General features: G+C 72.6%; 14 protein-coding genes. 8 read left to right on the forward strand and 6 right to left on the reverse strand.

What is annotated here, in order from left to right; translation table 11 throughout:
• Positions 1-32: 32 nt before the first annotated feature.
• A complete protein-coding gene (locus AC5L35_RS14375) occupies positions 33-869 on the forward strand; it encodes a VldE C-terminal domain-containing protein (protein WP_495060117.1) in 837 nt (278 codons plus the stop codon).
• A 6-nt stretch (positions 870-875) separates the two neighbouring features.
• Here the strand turns inward: AC5L35_RS14375 and AC5L35_RS14380 are convergent, their stop codons facing one another.
• Both AC5L35_RS14380 and AC5L35_RS14385 read right to left on the reverse strand, forming a co-directional pair.
• Entirely contained in the window at positions 876-2,939 is a 2,064-nt protein-coding gene (locus tag AC5L35_RS14380) for a PhoX family protein (protein ID WP_495060387.1), read from the reverse strand.
• 147 nt (positions 2,940-3,086) lie between these two features.
• The gene (locus AC5L35_RS14385) at positions 3,087-3,473 is read right to left on the reverse strand and encodes a hypothetical protein (RefSeq protein WP_495060388.1); all 387 of its coding nucleotides are present in this window, start codon (positions 3,471-3,473) and stop codon (positions 3,087-3,089) included.
• 351 nt (positions 3,474-3,824) lie between these two features.
• On the opposite strand from AC5L35_RS14385, the gene AC5L35_RS14390 reads away from it, so the two are divergent.
• The 4 genes from AC5L35_RS14390 to AC5L35_RS14405 all read left to right on the forward strand — a co-directional run bounded on the left by AC5L35_RS14390 (position 3,825) and on the right by AC5L35_RS14405 (position 7,347).
• Positions 3,825-4,379: an ATP-dependent Clp protease proteolytic subunit gene (locus AC5L35_RS14390; protein ID WP_495060118.1), complete on the forward strand. Its 555-nt coding sequence runs from the start codon at positions 3,825-3,827 to the stop codon at positions 4,377-4,379.
• Positions 4,380-4,396: 17 nt separating this feature from the next.
• Positions 4,397-5,764 (forward strand): calcium:cation antiporter family protein, encoded by a 1,368-nt coding sequence (locus tag AC5L35_RS14395; protein WP_495060119.1) that lies wholly within the window; start codon positions 4,397-4,399, stop codon positions 5,762-5,764.
• Between the two features lie 55 nt (positions 5,765-5,819).
• Positions 5,820-6,845, forward strand: a complete 1,026-nt coding sequence (locus tag AC5L35_RS14400; RefSeq protein ID WP_495060120.1) for a 6-phosphofructokinase — start codon at positions 5,820-5,822, stop codon at positions 6,843-6,845.
• Positions 6,846-6,945: 100 nt separating this feature from the next.
• A complete protein-coding gene (locus tag AC5L35_RS14405) occupies positions 6,946-7,347 on the forward strand; it encodes a hypothetical protein (RefSeq protein WP_495060121.1) in 402 nt (133 codons plus the stop codon).
• Between the two features lie 5 nt (positions 7,348-7,352).
• Here AC5L35_RS14405 and AC5L35_RS14410 read toward each other — a convergent pair whose 3' ends face one another.
• The 3 genes from AC5L35_RS14410 to AC5L35_RS14420 form a co-directional block, all read right to left on the reverse strand.
• The gene (locus tag AC5L35_RS14410; RefSeq protein WP_495060122.1) at positions 7,353-8,333 is read right to left on the reverse strand and encodes an AIR synthase related protein; all 981 of its coding nucleotides are present in this window, start codon (positions 8,331-8,333) and stop codon (positions 7,353-7,355) included.
• Positions 8,330-8,938: a cupin domain-containing protein gene (locus AC5L35_RS14415; protein ID WP_495060123.1), complete on the reverse strand. Its 609-nt coding sequence runs from the start codon at positions 8,936-8,938 to the stop codon at positions 8,330-8,332. Before AC5L35_RS14415 ends, AC5L35_RS14410 begins: the two co-directional genes overlap by 4 nt.
• Before the next feature lie 113 nt (positions 8,939-9,051).
• A complete protein-coding gene (locus AC5L35_RS14420; protein ID WP_495060124.1) occupies positions 9,052-9,786 on the reverse strand; it encodes a LuxR C-terminal-related transcriptional regulator in 735 nt (244 codons plus the stop codon).
• 154 nt (positions 9,787-9,940) lie between these two features.
• Here AC5L35_RS14420 and AC5L35_RS14425 point away from each other — a divergent pair, with 154 nt between their 5' ends.
• The 3 genes from AC5L35_RS14425 to AC5L35_RS14435 all read left to right on the forward strand — a co-directional run bounded on the left by AC5L35_RS14425 (position 9,941) and on the right by AC5L35_RS14435 (position 13,628).
• Positions 9,941-11,419, forward strand: a complete 1,479-nt coding sequence (locus AC5L35_RS14425; protein ID WP_495060125.1) for a GAF domain-containing protein — start codon at positions 9,941-9,943, stop codon at positions 11,417-11,419.
• A gap of 299 nt (positions 11,420-11,718) precedes the next feature.
• Positions 11,719-12,396, forward strand: coding sequence for a GntR family transcriptional regulator (locus AC5L35_RS14430; protein WP_495060126.1), 678 nt, complete (start codon positions 11,719-11,721; stop codon positions 12,394-12,396).
• Entirely contained in the window at positions 12,393-13,628 is a 1,236-nt protein-coding gene (locus AC5L35_RS14435; RefSeq protein ID WP_495060127.1) for an MFS transporter, read from the forward strand. Before AC5L35_RS14430 ends, AC5L35_RS14435 begins: the two co-directional genes overlap by 4 nt.
• Here the strand turns inward: AC5L35_RS14435 and AC5L35_RS14440 are convergent.
• Positions 13,625-14,962 carry a serine hydrolase domain-containing protein gene (locus tag AC5L35_RS14440; protein ID WP_495060128.1) on the reverse strand — a complete coding sequence of 446 codons (1,338 nt, stop codon included), beginning with the start codon at positions 14,960-14,962 and terminating at the stop codon, positions 13,625-13,627. The genes AC5L35_RS14435 and AC5L35_RS14440 overlap by 4 nt on opposite strands.
• Between the last annotated feature and the right edge of the window lie 16 nt (positions 14,963-14,978).

Raw genomic sequence — 14,978 nt, forward strand, 5'->3', positions numbered from 1 at the left:
CCGCCCGGGTCACGAGGTCTGGAAGGCAGGTCGTGTCTCGGCACCGCTCCCCCAGCGGCCGGTACGCGCACCCGCGACCCGACACCGGGGTCGCGCTCCCCGGTGCGCTCACCGAACCGCCCCGTCGTCCCGGCGCACGCCACCGCGTCGCCACCCCCACCGCCGTGCGCAACGGCATGAACGCGGCTGCCGCGGCCGGCGGCGTGCTCGCCGTCGTGGTGCCCACCGTCGGCATGGCCACCGCCCCCGCTCCGGGAGCCGCGGCGGACGAGTCGTCACTGATCCAGCTCGCCTCCGACGAGCAACCGGTCGACGACCACGCCGCCGCGAGCCTCCGCACGCGCACCGGCGTCGTACTGGTGTCCAGTGCGCCCGACGAGCCCGAGCCCGTCCAGGTCGACGTCGCCGGCCTCGTCAAGGCCGCGGGCCTCGCCGAGGTGGCCCGCCGGGTCGAGGACGAGCGCGCCGCCTGGGAGGCCAGTGCGAACTGCGATGCCGACCTCGACGGCCTCGGCCGCGTGAAGCCGTGGGTACGCGACGCCGCCGGCTTCCTCAGCTGCCTCTACGACGAGCCGCGCCTGGGCGGCGTGGCACAGCGCAGCCGCAGCTCCGACCACCCGAGCGGGCACGCCCTCGACCTGATGGTCCGCGGCGAGCGCGGCGACCGGATCGCCGAGTGCGCGCTCGCCAACCAGGACGAGCTCGGGGTCACCTACGTGCTCTGGGAGCAGCGGGCGAACTACGGCGACGGCTGGGAACGCATGTCCGACCGCGGCGGCGACACCGAGAACCACAACGACCACGTGCACATCTCATTCCAGAAGAGCGCCCCCGACGAGGGCTACCCACTGGCCGAGCGCTGCCGCTGACCGGGACTACTGGCCGATCCGGCCGGGACCTCCGTCCTCGCCCTCCTTCCAGATGTTCACCACCGACGGGCGCGGCTGGCTGCCCGGGCCGTCCGGGAAGAGCGAGGCAGGCGCCTCCGGGCTCGCGTCGTCGAGATCACCCGGATGCTGCGCCGAGATCAGCACGAACTCGTCGCCGATCACCGGGCCGCAGCACTCCGCGCCCACCGGGACGGTGGCGAAGAGCGTGGTCCGCCCCCGGGTCGGGCCCTCCAGCGACACGCCGTAGAGCCCGTCGTTGATGCCCAGCGCCTGGCCGGAGTCGGTGGCGAGCCACAGGTTGCCGTGGCCGTCGAACGCGATGTTGTCCGGAGAGGTGATCGGGCTGACCTGGCTCTTGTCGAACCCGCCGAAGTAGGTGCTCGGGTCGTTCGGGTCGCCGCAGAGCAGCAGGATCGACCACCCGAACGTCGTCGCCGTCGCGTCGTTCCCCGCCTCGACCAGTTCGATGACGTGCCCGTGCGTGTTGATGGTGCGCGGGTTGGGCTCGTCGGCGGGAGCGGTGCGGGCCGCACCGGCCTTGCCGCGGTCGGTGTTGTTGGTGAGCGCCAGGTAGACCTTGCCGGTGTGCGGGTGGGGCTCGACGTCCTCCGGGCGGTCCATCTTGGTGGCACCCACCTTGTCGGCGGCCAGTCGCGTGAAGACGTACACCTCCTCCGCCGTCATCCCGTCGACGAACGACTCGTCCCCCGAGGCGAGCCTGATCCACTCGCCGCCACCGTCGAACGCGTGGTCGGCCGGGAGGGTGCCGGTGCCGTCGACCTCCGCAGCGGGGCTGTCACCGGTGAACTTCGCGACGTAGAGCGTGCCCGAGGCGAGCATGCTCCGGTTGTGCTCCCGGTCCCGGCGGCTGTTGCCGCTCTTCATGGCCCTGTCGGAGACGAACTTGTAGACGTACTCGAAGCGCTCGTCGTCTCCCATGTAGGCGACCGCGTGGCCGTTGCGGGTGAGCCGGATGTTGGCGCCCTCGTGCTTGAAGCGGCCCAGCGCGGTGTGCTTGACCGGCCGAGCCTTCGGGTCGTACGGGTCGACCTCGACGATCCACCCGAAGCGGTTGGGCTCGTTGGGTTCCTTCGCGATGTCGAAGCGCGGGTCGAACCGCTCCCACTTGCGCTCCGAGGCGCCCGTGGTCAGGCCGTAGCGCGCGGCGCGCTCCTTCCCTGCCGGGTCGGTGACGGCGGCGGCGTTCGCGAAGTACTGGTTGACGTTCTCCTCGCCGGTCAGGAACGTGCCCCACGGCGTGACGCCGCCCGCGCAGTTGTTGAACGTCCCGAGGACCACGGTCCCCGTCTCGTCGGCGGAGGTCTTCAGCAGGTCGGAACCGGCCGCCGGACCGTCGACCACGAACTCGGCGCTGCCGCTGTAGCGACGGTTGTAGGTCTTGTCGAGCACGGGGGTGATCTGCCCGGTGCGCCGGTCGCGCTCCACCACGAGTACCGAGAGCCCGTGCGCCTCGATGCCGATGAGGGCCTGCTCCTCCGTCGGGTTCTCCGCGTCGTAGCCGCGGAACATCAGCGGCTCGATCGTGTACTCGTGGTTGTTGAACATCAGGTACGACTCGCCACCGCCACGGCGCAACGGGACGAGGCCGCAGAAGTCGTTGTTGTAGCCGAACTGACCGGCCTGCGCGTCGGCGCTCTGGTTCTCGAAGTCGAACTCGGGCGCACCGGGCACGACGGGATCGCCCCAGCGGATCACGATCTGGCTGCGGTAACCCGGCGGCACCGTGATCGCGTCGACGGTGTTGGGGGCCATCGGCTCGAAGTCGAGCCCCCGCGGAGATCGCTCGGGTGCCGCGCCGGGTGCGGCGGCCGGGGACGCCGCCGCGGTACCGGCGAACACGGTGCTCGCGCCGGCGGCGACGGTGAGCACCGCGCCCGCCCGCAGCACGCCGCGGCGGCTCACCGAGCGGGCGAGCACATCGGCGAAGTACTCGTTGCCCGACGGGTTCGGCTCGTCGTGGGCACAGGCGTTGCCGCACCGGTACAGGCAGGTGAGGCCGTGGCGTCGCGCGTGGCCGTCGGTGAGCATCGGCAGTGCGACGGGGCCGGGGCGAGCGCCGGCGCGATCCGGGCAGGGCTGAGCCACGGTCATCCTCCTGGGTTCGGACAAACGCGACGAACGTAAGTGATCAACCCCAGGGCTGGGAAGCCCGAAGTCGACCAGGAGGCGAGGGGCTCAGGATGTCCCGTCGGGAGTGGGCTCGTGCCCCCGGCGGCCGTGGGTGCGCCGCTGCTGTTTCATCTCCGCCTCGAACACGTGCCGGCGGCCCAGCATGGTCTCGTCGCGCACTCGCTTCTCGAGCGACGTGAACGCGGCGTAGTAGCCGTCGTCGAACTCCTCGACGACCTGGAAGGTCCACCGGCCGGGGAGCACGTTGGCGCCGAGCAGTTCGTCCTGCACCTGCGTGGCCAGATCGTCGTGTCCGGTGGCCCGCAGGCCGTCCACGACCTCGTCGAGCAGCAGGTCGGCATGTCCGACGAGCTGGTGCAACGAGTAGAGGTGCCCGCGGGCGCGCTCGATGTACTCGACGGCCTCACCGAACTTGCCGACCGCCTCGACCAGCTCGTCGCTCGCGCCGGGGGGACGTTCGTGGGCCCCGTCGACGGAACGTGCGTTGTCACCGTCGACGGAACGTGCGTCGTCCTGCACGCCGCCCACTACCCGGCCCGGCCCGGTGGCCAAACCCGTATCTCCCTTGGCGAACAGGCACCGCCGACAGCGAACAGCGCTCCGCGCCGGGGTGCCCCGCCCCTACCGTCGGGCACCACACATACGGGAGGAACCATCGTGTCGATCCAGCCCCTGCACCACCGAGCGGGTCCGCCGCCACACCCACGCCCCGTACCCGAACCTCCCGGCCGCCCGGCGCCGCCCACACCCCGACCGCTGCCCCCCGCGCTGCGCGGTCCCGTGATGCGAGCAGCACCGCAGGCCGGCCCCGGGGCCGACCCCGTGCTCGACCGCCTCCTGGAGGAGCGCATCGTCTTCCTCGGCCGCGAGGTCGACGACGAGATCGCCAACCGGATCACCGCGCAACTGCTGCTGCTGACGGCACAGGACCCCGACCGCGACATCACGCTGTACATCAACTCGCCAGGCGGCTCGGTCACCGCGGGGATGGCCATCTACGACACCATGCAACTGATCACCCCGGACGTCGCCACGTGGGCCGTCGGGTTCGCGGCGTCGATGGGGCAGTTCCTGCTCTCGGCCGGGACGCCGGGGAAGCGCTACGCGCTGCCGCACGCGCGGATCCTCATGCACCAGCCGTCGGCGGGGGTGGGCGGGAACGCCACCGACATCGCCATCCGGGCCGGGGTGTTCGGGCAGATGAAGCGCGAGATCGCCGAGCTCACCGCCCACCACACCGGCCAGTCCGTCGAGACCATCACGGCGGACGCCGACCGGGACCGCTGGTTCACCGCGCAGGAAGCGCGCGACTACGGCCTGGTGGACCAGGTCGCCTGAGGAGGTTCGCCCCTGCGGTGTCCGGGTACGACGGCGCAGTGCCCCCGAACCGGCCCCGGCCGCCGCTGCCACTGCTGATCGCCGTACTCGTCGCACTTCCGGGCACCTACCTGGGCGGCGCCTTCTACCTCGGGCTCCCCCATCCGGTGCTCCCGCCGCCGCTGGCCGCGGCCGTCTACGGGGTGGCGATCATCGGCGCGGCGTTCGTGCTGTCGTGGGCCGCAGAGGCCGCGCAGGTCGACATCAGCGCCGGGTTCGCGCTCGCGTTGCTGGCGCTGCTGGCCGTGCTGCCCGAGTACGCCGTCGACTTCGTCTTCAGCCTGCGGGCCGGGCACGTCTACGCCGAGCACGGCACCTGCCTGCCCGCTCCGGGCGGGGCCAACCCGTGCTCGCTGGCCCTGGCCAACATGACCGGCGCCAACCGGATACTGGTCGGCGTCGGCTGGCCGTTGGTCGTCCTCGTGGCCACCCTCGCCGTGGTCCGGGCCCGGCGGACGGGTGGCCGCACCAGTGCCTCGTCGGCCCCGGGCCGCGTCACGATGCAACGCTCGATGTCGGCGGAGATCGTCTTCCTCGGCATCGCCACGCTCTACTCCCTGCACCTGCCGCTGCGCACGTCGCTCACGCTGCTCGACGCGGTGGTGCTCATCGCGATCTTCGTGGTGTACGCGGTGCGGCTCGCCGGGGCACCGGCCACCGAACCGGACCTCATCGGCACCTCGGCCTGGGTCGCCGACCTCGGCCGCACCCCCCGGCGCGCCACGTACATCGGCATGTTCGTCCTGGCCGGCGTGGTCATCCTGACCTGCGCCGAGCACTTCGCCGAGGGCCTGGTGCAGACCGGGAGCCAGCTGGGCGTGGATCAGTTCCTGCTCGTGCAGTGGGTCGCTCCGCTGGCCAGCGAGGCACCGGAGCTGATCGTCGCGTGCCTCTACGCGGCCCGGCTCAGGGCGAGCGACTCACTGGGCACCCTGCTGTCGAGCAAGGTCAACCAGTGGACGTTGCTGGTGGGCACGATCCCGATCGTCTTCGCGGTGGCGTCCGGCTCGGCGAGCGGGCTCCCGCTCGACACCCAGCAACGCCTCGAGCTGCTGCTGACCGCCGCGCAGTCGGTGTTCGCGGTGAGCCTGCTGGTGACCCTGGGGCTCACCGCCCGGGGCGCGATCGCGCTGTTCGTGCTGTTCGCCGTGCAGTTCGTCGCCGGCATCACGCTGCCCACCGACGCCGACCGGCTGCTCATCGTCGTCCTGTCGGGGGTGTACCTGCTCCTTGCACTCGCACAGCTGCTCCTGCACCGCCGTGACCTGGTACGCACCACCCGGGACGGGCTGGTCACCCCCTACGGCGAGTTGGAGGAGGCGGACCGGGTGACCGCGGGACAATGACCACGCGTGGGACTAGCGTGTCCACGACCTGAGCTTCTGCATCGATGGAGAGCCCATGCGTGTCGGCGTACTCACCGGTGGCGGCGACTGCCCCGGACTCAACGCGGTCATCCGGGCGGTCGTCCGCAAGGGCGTCCCGGAGTACGACTACTCGTTCCTCGGGTTCCGGGACGGCTGGCGCGGCCCGCTCGAAGCGCTCACGAAGCCGCTCGACATCCCCGCGGTCCGCGGCCTGCTCCCGCGCGGCGGCACCATCCTCGGCTCCTCACGCACCAACCCGTTCGCGATCGAGGGCGGCGTCGAGAAGATCCGGCGCAACCTGCAGAACCTCGGCGTCGACGCGCTCATCGCGATCGGGGGCGAGGACACGCTCGGCGTCGCCACGAAGCTGCACGAGATGGGGGTCAACGTCGTCGGCGTCCCCAAGACGATCGACAACGACCTGTCCGGCACCGACTACACGTTCGGCTTCGACACCGCGGTCAACATCGCCACCGACGCCATCGACCGACTGCACACCACCGCCGAGTCGCACCACCGCGCGCTCATCGTCGAGGTGATGGGACGGCACGCCGGCTGGATCGCACTGCACTCCGGCATGGCAGGCGGAGCCAACGCGATCCTCATCCCCGAGATCCGCTTCGACATCGACCAGGTCTGCAAGTGGGTCGAGTCCCGGTTCCAGCTCGACTACGCGCCGATCATCGTCGTCTCCGAGGGCGCCAAGCCGAAGGACGGCGACGAGGTGCTGCGCACCGGGGAGAAGGACGCGTTCGGCCACGTCCGGCTCGGCGGCATCGGCGACTACCTGGCCCGCGAGATCGAGGCGCGCACCGGCAAGGAAGCCCGTACCACCGTGCTCGGGCACGTCCAGCGCGGTGGCACCCCAACCGCCCGCGACCGCTGGCTCGCCACCCGGTTCGGGCTGCACGCCATCGACGCGGTCCACGACGGCAAGTGGGGCATGATGACCGCCCTGCGCGGCACCGAGATCGAACTGGTGCCCCTCTCGGAGGCCACCAAGGAGCTGAAGCTCGTCGACCCGGCCCTGTACGCGGAGGCCGAGGTCTTCTTCGGCTGACACCCGCTCCCGGGTTCACCTCCGCGCAACATCACCGCAACCGCCGGGAACTGCTGGATCGGTCAGCATCGGAGGGTCCGTTCCTACCCGGGAGGCCTCCGTGTCGCGATCGCACCAGCCCGAGCGGCTCACCCGGCTCGCCTGCCACGGGCAGTGCCGCTCCGATCCGGCGCGCCACGCCCACCACGACCAGCTGCTACGCGTGGAGAGCGACCCGGACGCCATGGTCGACCTGTTCGAGACCGCGGTGACCTGGGCCGAGCTGGAGTACCCCACCGACACCACGATCGCACCGCACGAGTGGCTCGACTTCGCCCAGCGGCACCGCTGGCACGACCCGGAGCGGATGCTGCGGATCTTCGGGCTGGCCACCGACATCGCCCTGCGCGCGGCGCCCGCCCCCGCACAACCGGGCATGGCCATGGCTGCCGGCTCCGGCATCTGCCCGGCACTCGACCCGGTCGGGCCACCCCGGCGGCGCTTGCGCGTCGCCGGCCCCTGAACGAGCTACCGGGGCAGCCCGGTCACGCGGAACTCGTCGAGCCGCAGGACGGTGGCCCGCTCCGGGCCCGAGCGGAGCGCAAGCTCGCCCGTGTCGTCCAGCACGCCCACCACGGCAGCCGCGAGGTCGCGGTCGGCGAACGCGGCCAGGCACTCGGCCTCGCGTCCGGGTGGCACGCAGAGCAGGAACCCGAAGCTCGGGAAGCAGTTCAGCCAGCGCGTGAGGGCGACGCCTGCCGGAGCGGGCACGGCGTCGAGGTCGACCGTGACGCCCAGCCCGTCACGCTCCAGGAGCATGGCCAGCGACCCGACGAGCCCCGCCATGCTGATGTCCTTCGCGGCCACACAGGTGCCGTCCCCGGCGAGCGAGGCGAGCAGCCGGACGTCTCCCGCGCACCGCTCGCCCCGGCTCCGGAAGGCGGGGAAGAACGGGAAGTCGTCCCGCATCTCCCCGTCGAGCGCGGCCGCCACCACGAGCGACTGACCCGGCTCGGCGCGGGTGACCGACAGCGGGACCGGCGCGTGCCCCACCCCGAAAGCCGACACCGCGGGTGGCCCGTCGTGGACGGTGAGGTGACCACCGACGATCGGCACGCGGTACAGCAGCGCGGCCTCCCGCATCCCGGCCAGCACCGCCCGCGCCAGCGGCTCGGACGCCACCACCGTGTCGACGATGCCGAGCGGTTCGGCACCCATCGCGGCAAGGTCGTTGACGTTGGTGAGCACCGCGGCAAAACCCGCGCCGTGGGGGTCGGCGCTGACGAACGGCGGGAAGATCGCCTCCCCGCAGGCCACCACCCTGGTACCGGCCGCCTCGACCACCGCGCCGTCGTCACCAGGGCCGGAAAGCCAGTCGGTGCCCCCCGTCGCGTCCGCGCCGAGGGCCTCGCCCACCAGTCCGATCTCGGCCTTCGCCCGCAGCCCGGGATGGGCGAGCACGGCGTCGACGATCTCGGTGAGGGAGGCCGTCTCCGGTGCGCTCGTCACGACCGCACCGAGAACCAGACGGCCCGGGCAGGCACCGAATCGGTGTTGTGCCACTGGTGCGGGCGGTCCGTGGGGTAGTGCAACGCGTCCCCGGCAGCGAGCCGGTACCGCTCGCCGGCCACCTCCACCTGCAGTGCGCCTACCAGCACGAGCAGCACCTCCTCCCCGGGCCGCAGCGGCCTGGTGTCGCCACTGCCACCCCCGGGCTCCACCTCGGCCGCCACCACACCGCTGGCGGGCAGGCGTGCCGTCGGGAGGGCGACGGCAGCCGCGGCCACACCCTCGGCGGCGGGTGCCCACTCCGGCGGCGCAGCCGGGCGCTCGTCGGCCCGGATCAGCGTCGCGACCGGGGCGGGCGGGGTGCCGTCGTCGACGAAGTGGCCGATCGGCCTGCCCACAGCGTTCGCGAGCTTCAGCAGCGTGGTGATGGTGGGGACCATGTCGCCGCGCTCCACCTTGTGGATGGCCGCGGCCGACACCTCGGCCCGCGCCGCGAGCTGCTGCAACGACAGCCCGAGCTGTTGGCGCGCCTCACGGAGCTTGGGCCCGATCGCACCGACGATGGGCTCCCACGAACCACGCTCGGCCGCCTCCACGTACAGCATCGTAAACGCCTGCCGCGCATGGTGGACAGGAGCACGGCCGCTCCGGTTGCAGCAAAGCCACTTTGCGGCAACGAGGTTGCGTGAAAGTGGCTTTGCTGCAACTTGGCGAGCGGCTAGACGATGCCCTGGCGCGTCGCCGTGTAGACGATCTCGGTGCGGCGGCGGACGTCGAGCTTGTCCCGCAGGTTGCGGACGTGGAACTTGACCGTGGCCTCGCTGATCACCAGCCTGCGCCCGATCTCGCGGTTCGACATGCCCACGGCCAACAGGCGGAGCACCTGGTTCTCGCGCTCGGTCAGCATCGCGGAGCCTAGTCCGCGAACCGGCGGCCGGTCGTCGTCCCGCGCAACGTCGGGGGAGACCCCGCCGGTGCCGCTGCCCGAGTCGAACACGCTCTCGCCCCGCAGCAACGTGTGCACGGCCCGGACGATGTCGGCGGCGTCGGCGCCCTTGCGCACGTAACCGTGCACGCCGAGACGCACGGCGCGCAGCATGATCTCGCGGTCACGGCACCCGGTCAGCACGAGGATCCGCACTCCGCGGTGACGTTCCAGCAGCGTCCGCGCGAGGTCGACGCCTGCGCCGTCACCCCGGCCGAGGTCGACGTCCAGGATGACGAGGTCGGGCGGGCAGCGGTCGGCCACCACGAGCGCATCGCGCGGAGTGGCGGCCTCACCGATCAGGGCGAGGTGCGGGTCGGGGGCGAACAGCTGGCGTAGGCCGAAACGGACGATCCCCTCGCCGTCCACGACCAGGATGCGCGCCGTTCGGCGCGCTACGGGGGGCCTCACGGCCGCGCCTGGTTCCAGCACGGCGGGGCGGATGTCGAGCACGGCGTCCGTCGTCACAGGGAACCTCTCTGCCCTCGTCAGTCGGATGGTGCGGCCAGGTTAGGACCGCTCACGTTGCCCGGACGTTGCACGCGCAACGGGCCGCTATTGCTGCTGGCGGATCACTGCGTGATGATGGAGCGGTCCTGGGGCGATGACGCTCGGAGTGCTGATGACGACGCATGAAGCGCACGACGCCGCCGAGCACGCCCGCCTGCTCCATAAGGTGTTCGACGACGTATTTGCCGGGGACGTGCCCGATGTCCCGGCCCGCTCGCTGGTGTCCGAGTCATGGCGACGCAGCCTGGCCGCGCACGTCGATCCCGACCGGCGCACCCCTCCCGTGGTGTTGCGCGACACCGACCTGCCTGACCTGCGAGCGGCCCACCCGCTGAACGCCGTCATGCCGCTGCTGCGCAGCACTCTGGTGAGCATCGCCGACGAGGCGATGCACGTGATGCTGGTGACCGACGCCGAAGGCACCATCCTCTGGCGCGAGGGCGCGCTCAAGCTGTTGCACGCCGCCGACGGTGTCGGACTCTCGCCGGGCACGCGGTGGACCGAGGACGCGATCGGCACCAATGCGATGGGAGTCACACTCGCCGTCGACGCGCCGGTGCAGATCCACTCGGCGGAACACCTCGTCCGCGCCTATCACACCTGGACCTGCGCAGCGGCCCCCGTCCACGACCCGGACACCGGCGACATCCTCGGTGCGATCGACATCAGCGGAGCGCTGGAATCCATGCACCCCGCGGTGGTGCAACTCGTGTCGGCCACCGCCCAGCTCGCCGAGAACCAGCTCCGCGTGCGCCTCGCCATCGCCGACGAGCGGCTGCGCGTGCTCAACATGCCCCACCTCTCGAGCCTGCGTGGCGGGGCGGGCGCCCTGGTCACGTCCACCGGGCGGATCGTTGCGGGCGAGCCGTACGGCACCTGGCCGGAGCGCGTGGTGCTGCCGCTGGGTGCCGACCGGATCCGGCTCGACGACGGCCGGGAGGTGGCGGTCGAGCCACTCGCCGAGGGCTACCTGTTGCGCGCGCCGCACCGGGCCAGCGCGGCCCCCCGGCGCAACGCGCTCTCGCTGCGCTTCCTGGGCCACGGCACACCCGGCCTGCTCCTGAACGGCCAGCCGATGCCCCTGACGTTGCGGCCCGCCGAGCTGCTCACCGCGCTGGCCCTGTACCCCGAGGGCCTCACCGCCGAGCGGCTCGCGCTGCTGCTCTACGGCGACGACGGGAACCCCACCACGGTTCGCGGGGAAATCCTGCGGCTGCGCACGCTCATCGGTTCCGACGTCCTGCGCACCCGCCCCTACCGGCTCGACGCCACCGTCGACGCCGACTTCGAGGTGGTCCGACGGGCGCTGCGCGCAGGACGCCCCGCCGACGCTCTCCGCGCCTGCCCCGGCCCCCTGCTCCCCCGGTCCGAGGCCCCGGAGATCCGGGCGCTGCGCGACGAGCTGGAGGCGAGCCTCCGCCGGGCCGTGCTCGACGCCGACGACACCGACCTGCTCGCCGACTTCGCGGGACACCTGCTGGGCCGCGGAGATCTCGAGGTGCACGACCGGCTCGTGGGTCGCCTGGCGCCCGGCGACCCCCGCCGCCCCGAGATCGAGTCCCACCGCGCCCGCCTCCTCGCCGACACCTGACCGCGCCCCTGATCATTCCGAGACCAGGGTTTCCGCCCCCACGAGGGCGAATCCGTGGATCTCGCGGCGACCACCCAGCCGGCCAGCGAGCTTGCAGCACCATGATCGGTCCGAGACCCACCCTTCCGCCCCCACCAGGGCAAACAGGTGGATCTGGCAGCGATCACCGGGCCGGCCGGCGAACTCGCGGCGCCGTGATCAGTTCACCGAGGTCTCCTGCGGGGTTGGATTCGGGGGGCTCGGGGGGTGAGCCGTAGGTCATAGATACAAGGTTGCATCTCACACTTAGCCTCGAAGCCATGCCCGCGAAATCGTCCGACTCCGCCACGGTGCCCGCCGCCGTTCGCGCCTATCTCGCCACGAAGGAGCTCGTGCTCACCGGCGAGTTGCCCGCCGGCCACCTGCTCAGCGAGGGGGACATCGCCGAGCGGCTCGGGATGAGTCGCACCCCCGTACGGGAGGCGTTCCTGCGGCTGCAGGCCGAGGAGTTGCTGCACCTGATCCCCAAGCGCGGGGCGGTCGTCGCGCCCGTCCCGCCGGGTGAGGCCGACGACGTGCTCGACGCGCGGGAGGCCATCGAGACCGCCGCGGTGCGCCGGCTGGTGCGCGGGATCAACACCGGCGCGTCCCTGAACGAGGCCGCCGCCGGCCTGCGCGCGATCGTCAGGCGGCAGCAGGAGCACGCCGCCTCGGATGATCTCGTGGCCTTCGCCGACGCCGACGAGGCCTTCCACCGCGCCATCGTGGCTGCCGGTGGCAACGCGCTGACCACTCGCTTCTACGCCACGCTGGCCGACCGGCAGCGCCGGATGAGCATCCACGTCCTCGGCCCGAACCGGGGACACGTGGAGGTCGTGCTGCGCGAGCACGGCGCGCTCGCCGACACGGTGGCCGAGGGGGACGCCGACGGCTTCGCGGAGCTGCTGCGGTCGCACCTCGACGGCACCCACCGTCCGGAACGGGGGTCGCGGCGATGAGGCGCTCGTGGCTCGCCGTCGCGGCGGCGATGTTCTGCTGCGGATGGGGCGGCAACCAGTTCACCCCGCTGCTCGTGATGTACCGGGAGTCGGCCGGCTACTCGGTCCTCACGGTGGACGAGTTCCTCGGCGCGTACGTGGTCGGGCTGGCCCCCGCGCTGCTGGTGGTCGGCGCGCTGTCCAACCGGTACGGGCGGCGGCCGCTCACCATCGCCGCCGTGATCTTGTCGGTGCTCGCGAGTGGGCTGCTCGCGCTGGGCGAGGCCGGTCCGGTGCCGATCTTCCTCGGCCGGTTCGTGACCGGGGTGGCGGTGGCGATCGCCATGGCCGTCGGCACCACCTGGACGAAGGAGCTCTCCGAGCCCCCCTTCGACACCGCGGCCAAGCCCGGCGCCGGGGCACGACGCCCGGCCCTCGCGCTGACGCTGGGCTTCGGGCTCGGCGCGGGAGTGGCCGGCGTGCTCGCCCAGTGGGGACCGTGGCCCATGGTGACGCCCTACGTGGTGCACGTGGTCCTGACGGCCGCGGTGCTCCCGCTGCTGCTGCACTGCCCCGAGACCCGTCCGCGGGCCGCCGGCGGGGTCGTCGACCTCCCCGGGGCGTCCCGGTTCAGCGTGCCGACCGCGCGCCACCCCCGTTTCCTGCGCGTCATCCTGCCGATGGCCCCGTGGGTCTTCGGAGCGGCCGGGGTGGCCTACGCCACCATGCCGCAGGTGGTCGGCGGCCGCCTCGGTCACTGGGACCTGGCGTACTCCACGTTGCTCACGGTCTGCACGCTCGGCGCGGGCGCCGCGGTCCAGCCGCTCGCCAAGCGCCTGGACCGGGTCACCGACGCACGCGCGGTCGTCGTCTCCATGATCATCATGTCGTGCGGGCTCGCGATCAGCGTGGTCGGCGCGTACCTGCGCTCTCCGTGGCTGGCCCTCGCCGCCGCGGTGGTACTGGGCTGCGCGTACGGGATCGCGGTGGTCTCCGGGCTGCTGGAGATCCAGCGCATCACGCCGGCCGCCGAGCTCGCCGGGATCACCGGCGTCTACTACGCGCTGGCCTATGTCGGCTTCCTGCTGCCCACCGTGCTCGCAGCTCTCTCGGGGCTGGCGAGCTACCCCGTGATGCTGGGAGCCCTGGTCCTCATCGCACTGGCGGGGACGGTGGTGATCGCCTCGTCCACCCGGGCGCATCTCCCGGCGATCATCCCGGCGCCCGACGCACCCGAGACGGTGGCCGGCTAGCCCCATCCGGCCTCGTCGACCCCACCCGGCACCGGCGCCGCGGGGTCGTAGGGCGTGCGGGTGAAGACGAACGTCGCGAGGTTGAGCGCCACCGGGTCGAGCCGCAGCGTCTCCCCGGCGAAGTAGCCGTCGAGACCCACCCAGGTGCCGTCGGGGCCCGGCCGGAACCGGCTGGTGCGTCCCGGCCTGCCGAGGCCGCCCAGGTGCAGGAGCCCTCCCGGGATCGCCCGCAGCACGTACGGCGACGGGCCCCAGTACCAGGGGCCGAGCAGCCCCAGCGGCACCGGCGAGCTCTCCGGCGTCCACGGGTCGACGATCCGGGGTTCGGCAGCCCGCAGGTCGGCGAGCAACGCCCCCGTCAGGCCGTTGTCCAGCCCCGAGGTGGTGTTGGCCAGCACGAGCGCGCCCGTGCCCTCCTCGCGGTCGACCCAGAGGCCGGCGAGGAACCCGGGCATCGACCCGCCGTGGCCGACCAGCACCGGGCCCGGCCGGGCCGGGTCGGTACCGACGCGCTGGACCTGCACACCCAGCCCGTAGGACGACCACGTCGCTGCCGACGAGTCGATGCCCGCGGGGATCGTCATCTCCTCGAGCGTGGCGGGCGAGAGCACGCCGCCGGTGTCGCCGAGCAGGAACGCTGCGAGCCGGGCCAGGTCGGTGGCGGTGGCCCACAGCTGGCCAGCCGGGGCCATCACCCCCGCGTCGTGCTCGGGCTCGACCTGCACGGCGTCGGCCCAGGGATGCACCGCGTAGCCCTGGGCGGCGCGACCCGACGGGCGGGTGGTCGTGCGCGTCATACCGAGCGGGGCGAGCACCTCGTCGCGGGCCACCTCGGCCCATGATCGGCCTCGGGCCCTGGCGACCAGCTCACCGAGCAGCCCGAACCCGAGGTTGGAGTAGTGGAAGCGGCGCGCGGCGGGCAGCACCACGTCGGCGGCCGAGAGCCCGAGGCCCTCCAGCGTGGTGCCCGGGGCCCGCTCCCACCACTGCCCCGGGCTCTCCGACCCGGCGCCGGCGAGGTGCGAGAGCAGTTGGCCGACGGTCCGGTCGCCCAGCGGTGTGCCGGGCAGGTGCGCGTCGAGCACGTCGTCGAGGTCGAGCCGGCCTTCGTCGCGCAGCCGCAGCACGGTGATCGCGGTGACGGTCTTGCTGATCGAACCCAGCCGGTACTGGACGTCCTGGTGCGGCTCGGTGATCTCACCGCGCCCGGTCGACCACACCAGCGCGCCGTCGCGGACGACGCCGGCGACCAGCGCGGGAACGCGACCGTCACGCTGGGCGCGAGCGGTGCGGGCGAGCAGCGTCCTGGCGGTGCTGGGGAGCAGAGACGGCATGCGAGCCACGCTAGTG

The organism is Pseudonocardia sp. OZ21 (assembly GCF_059359135.1).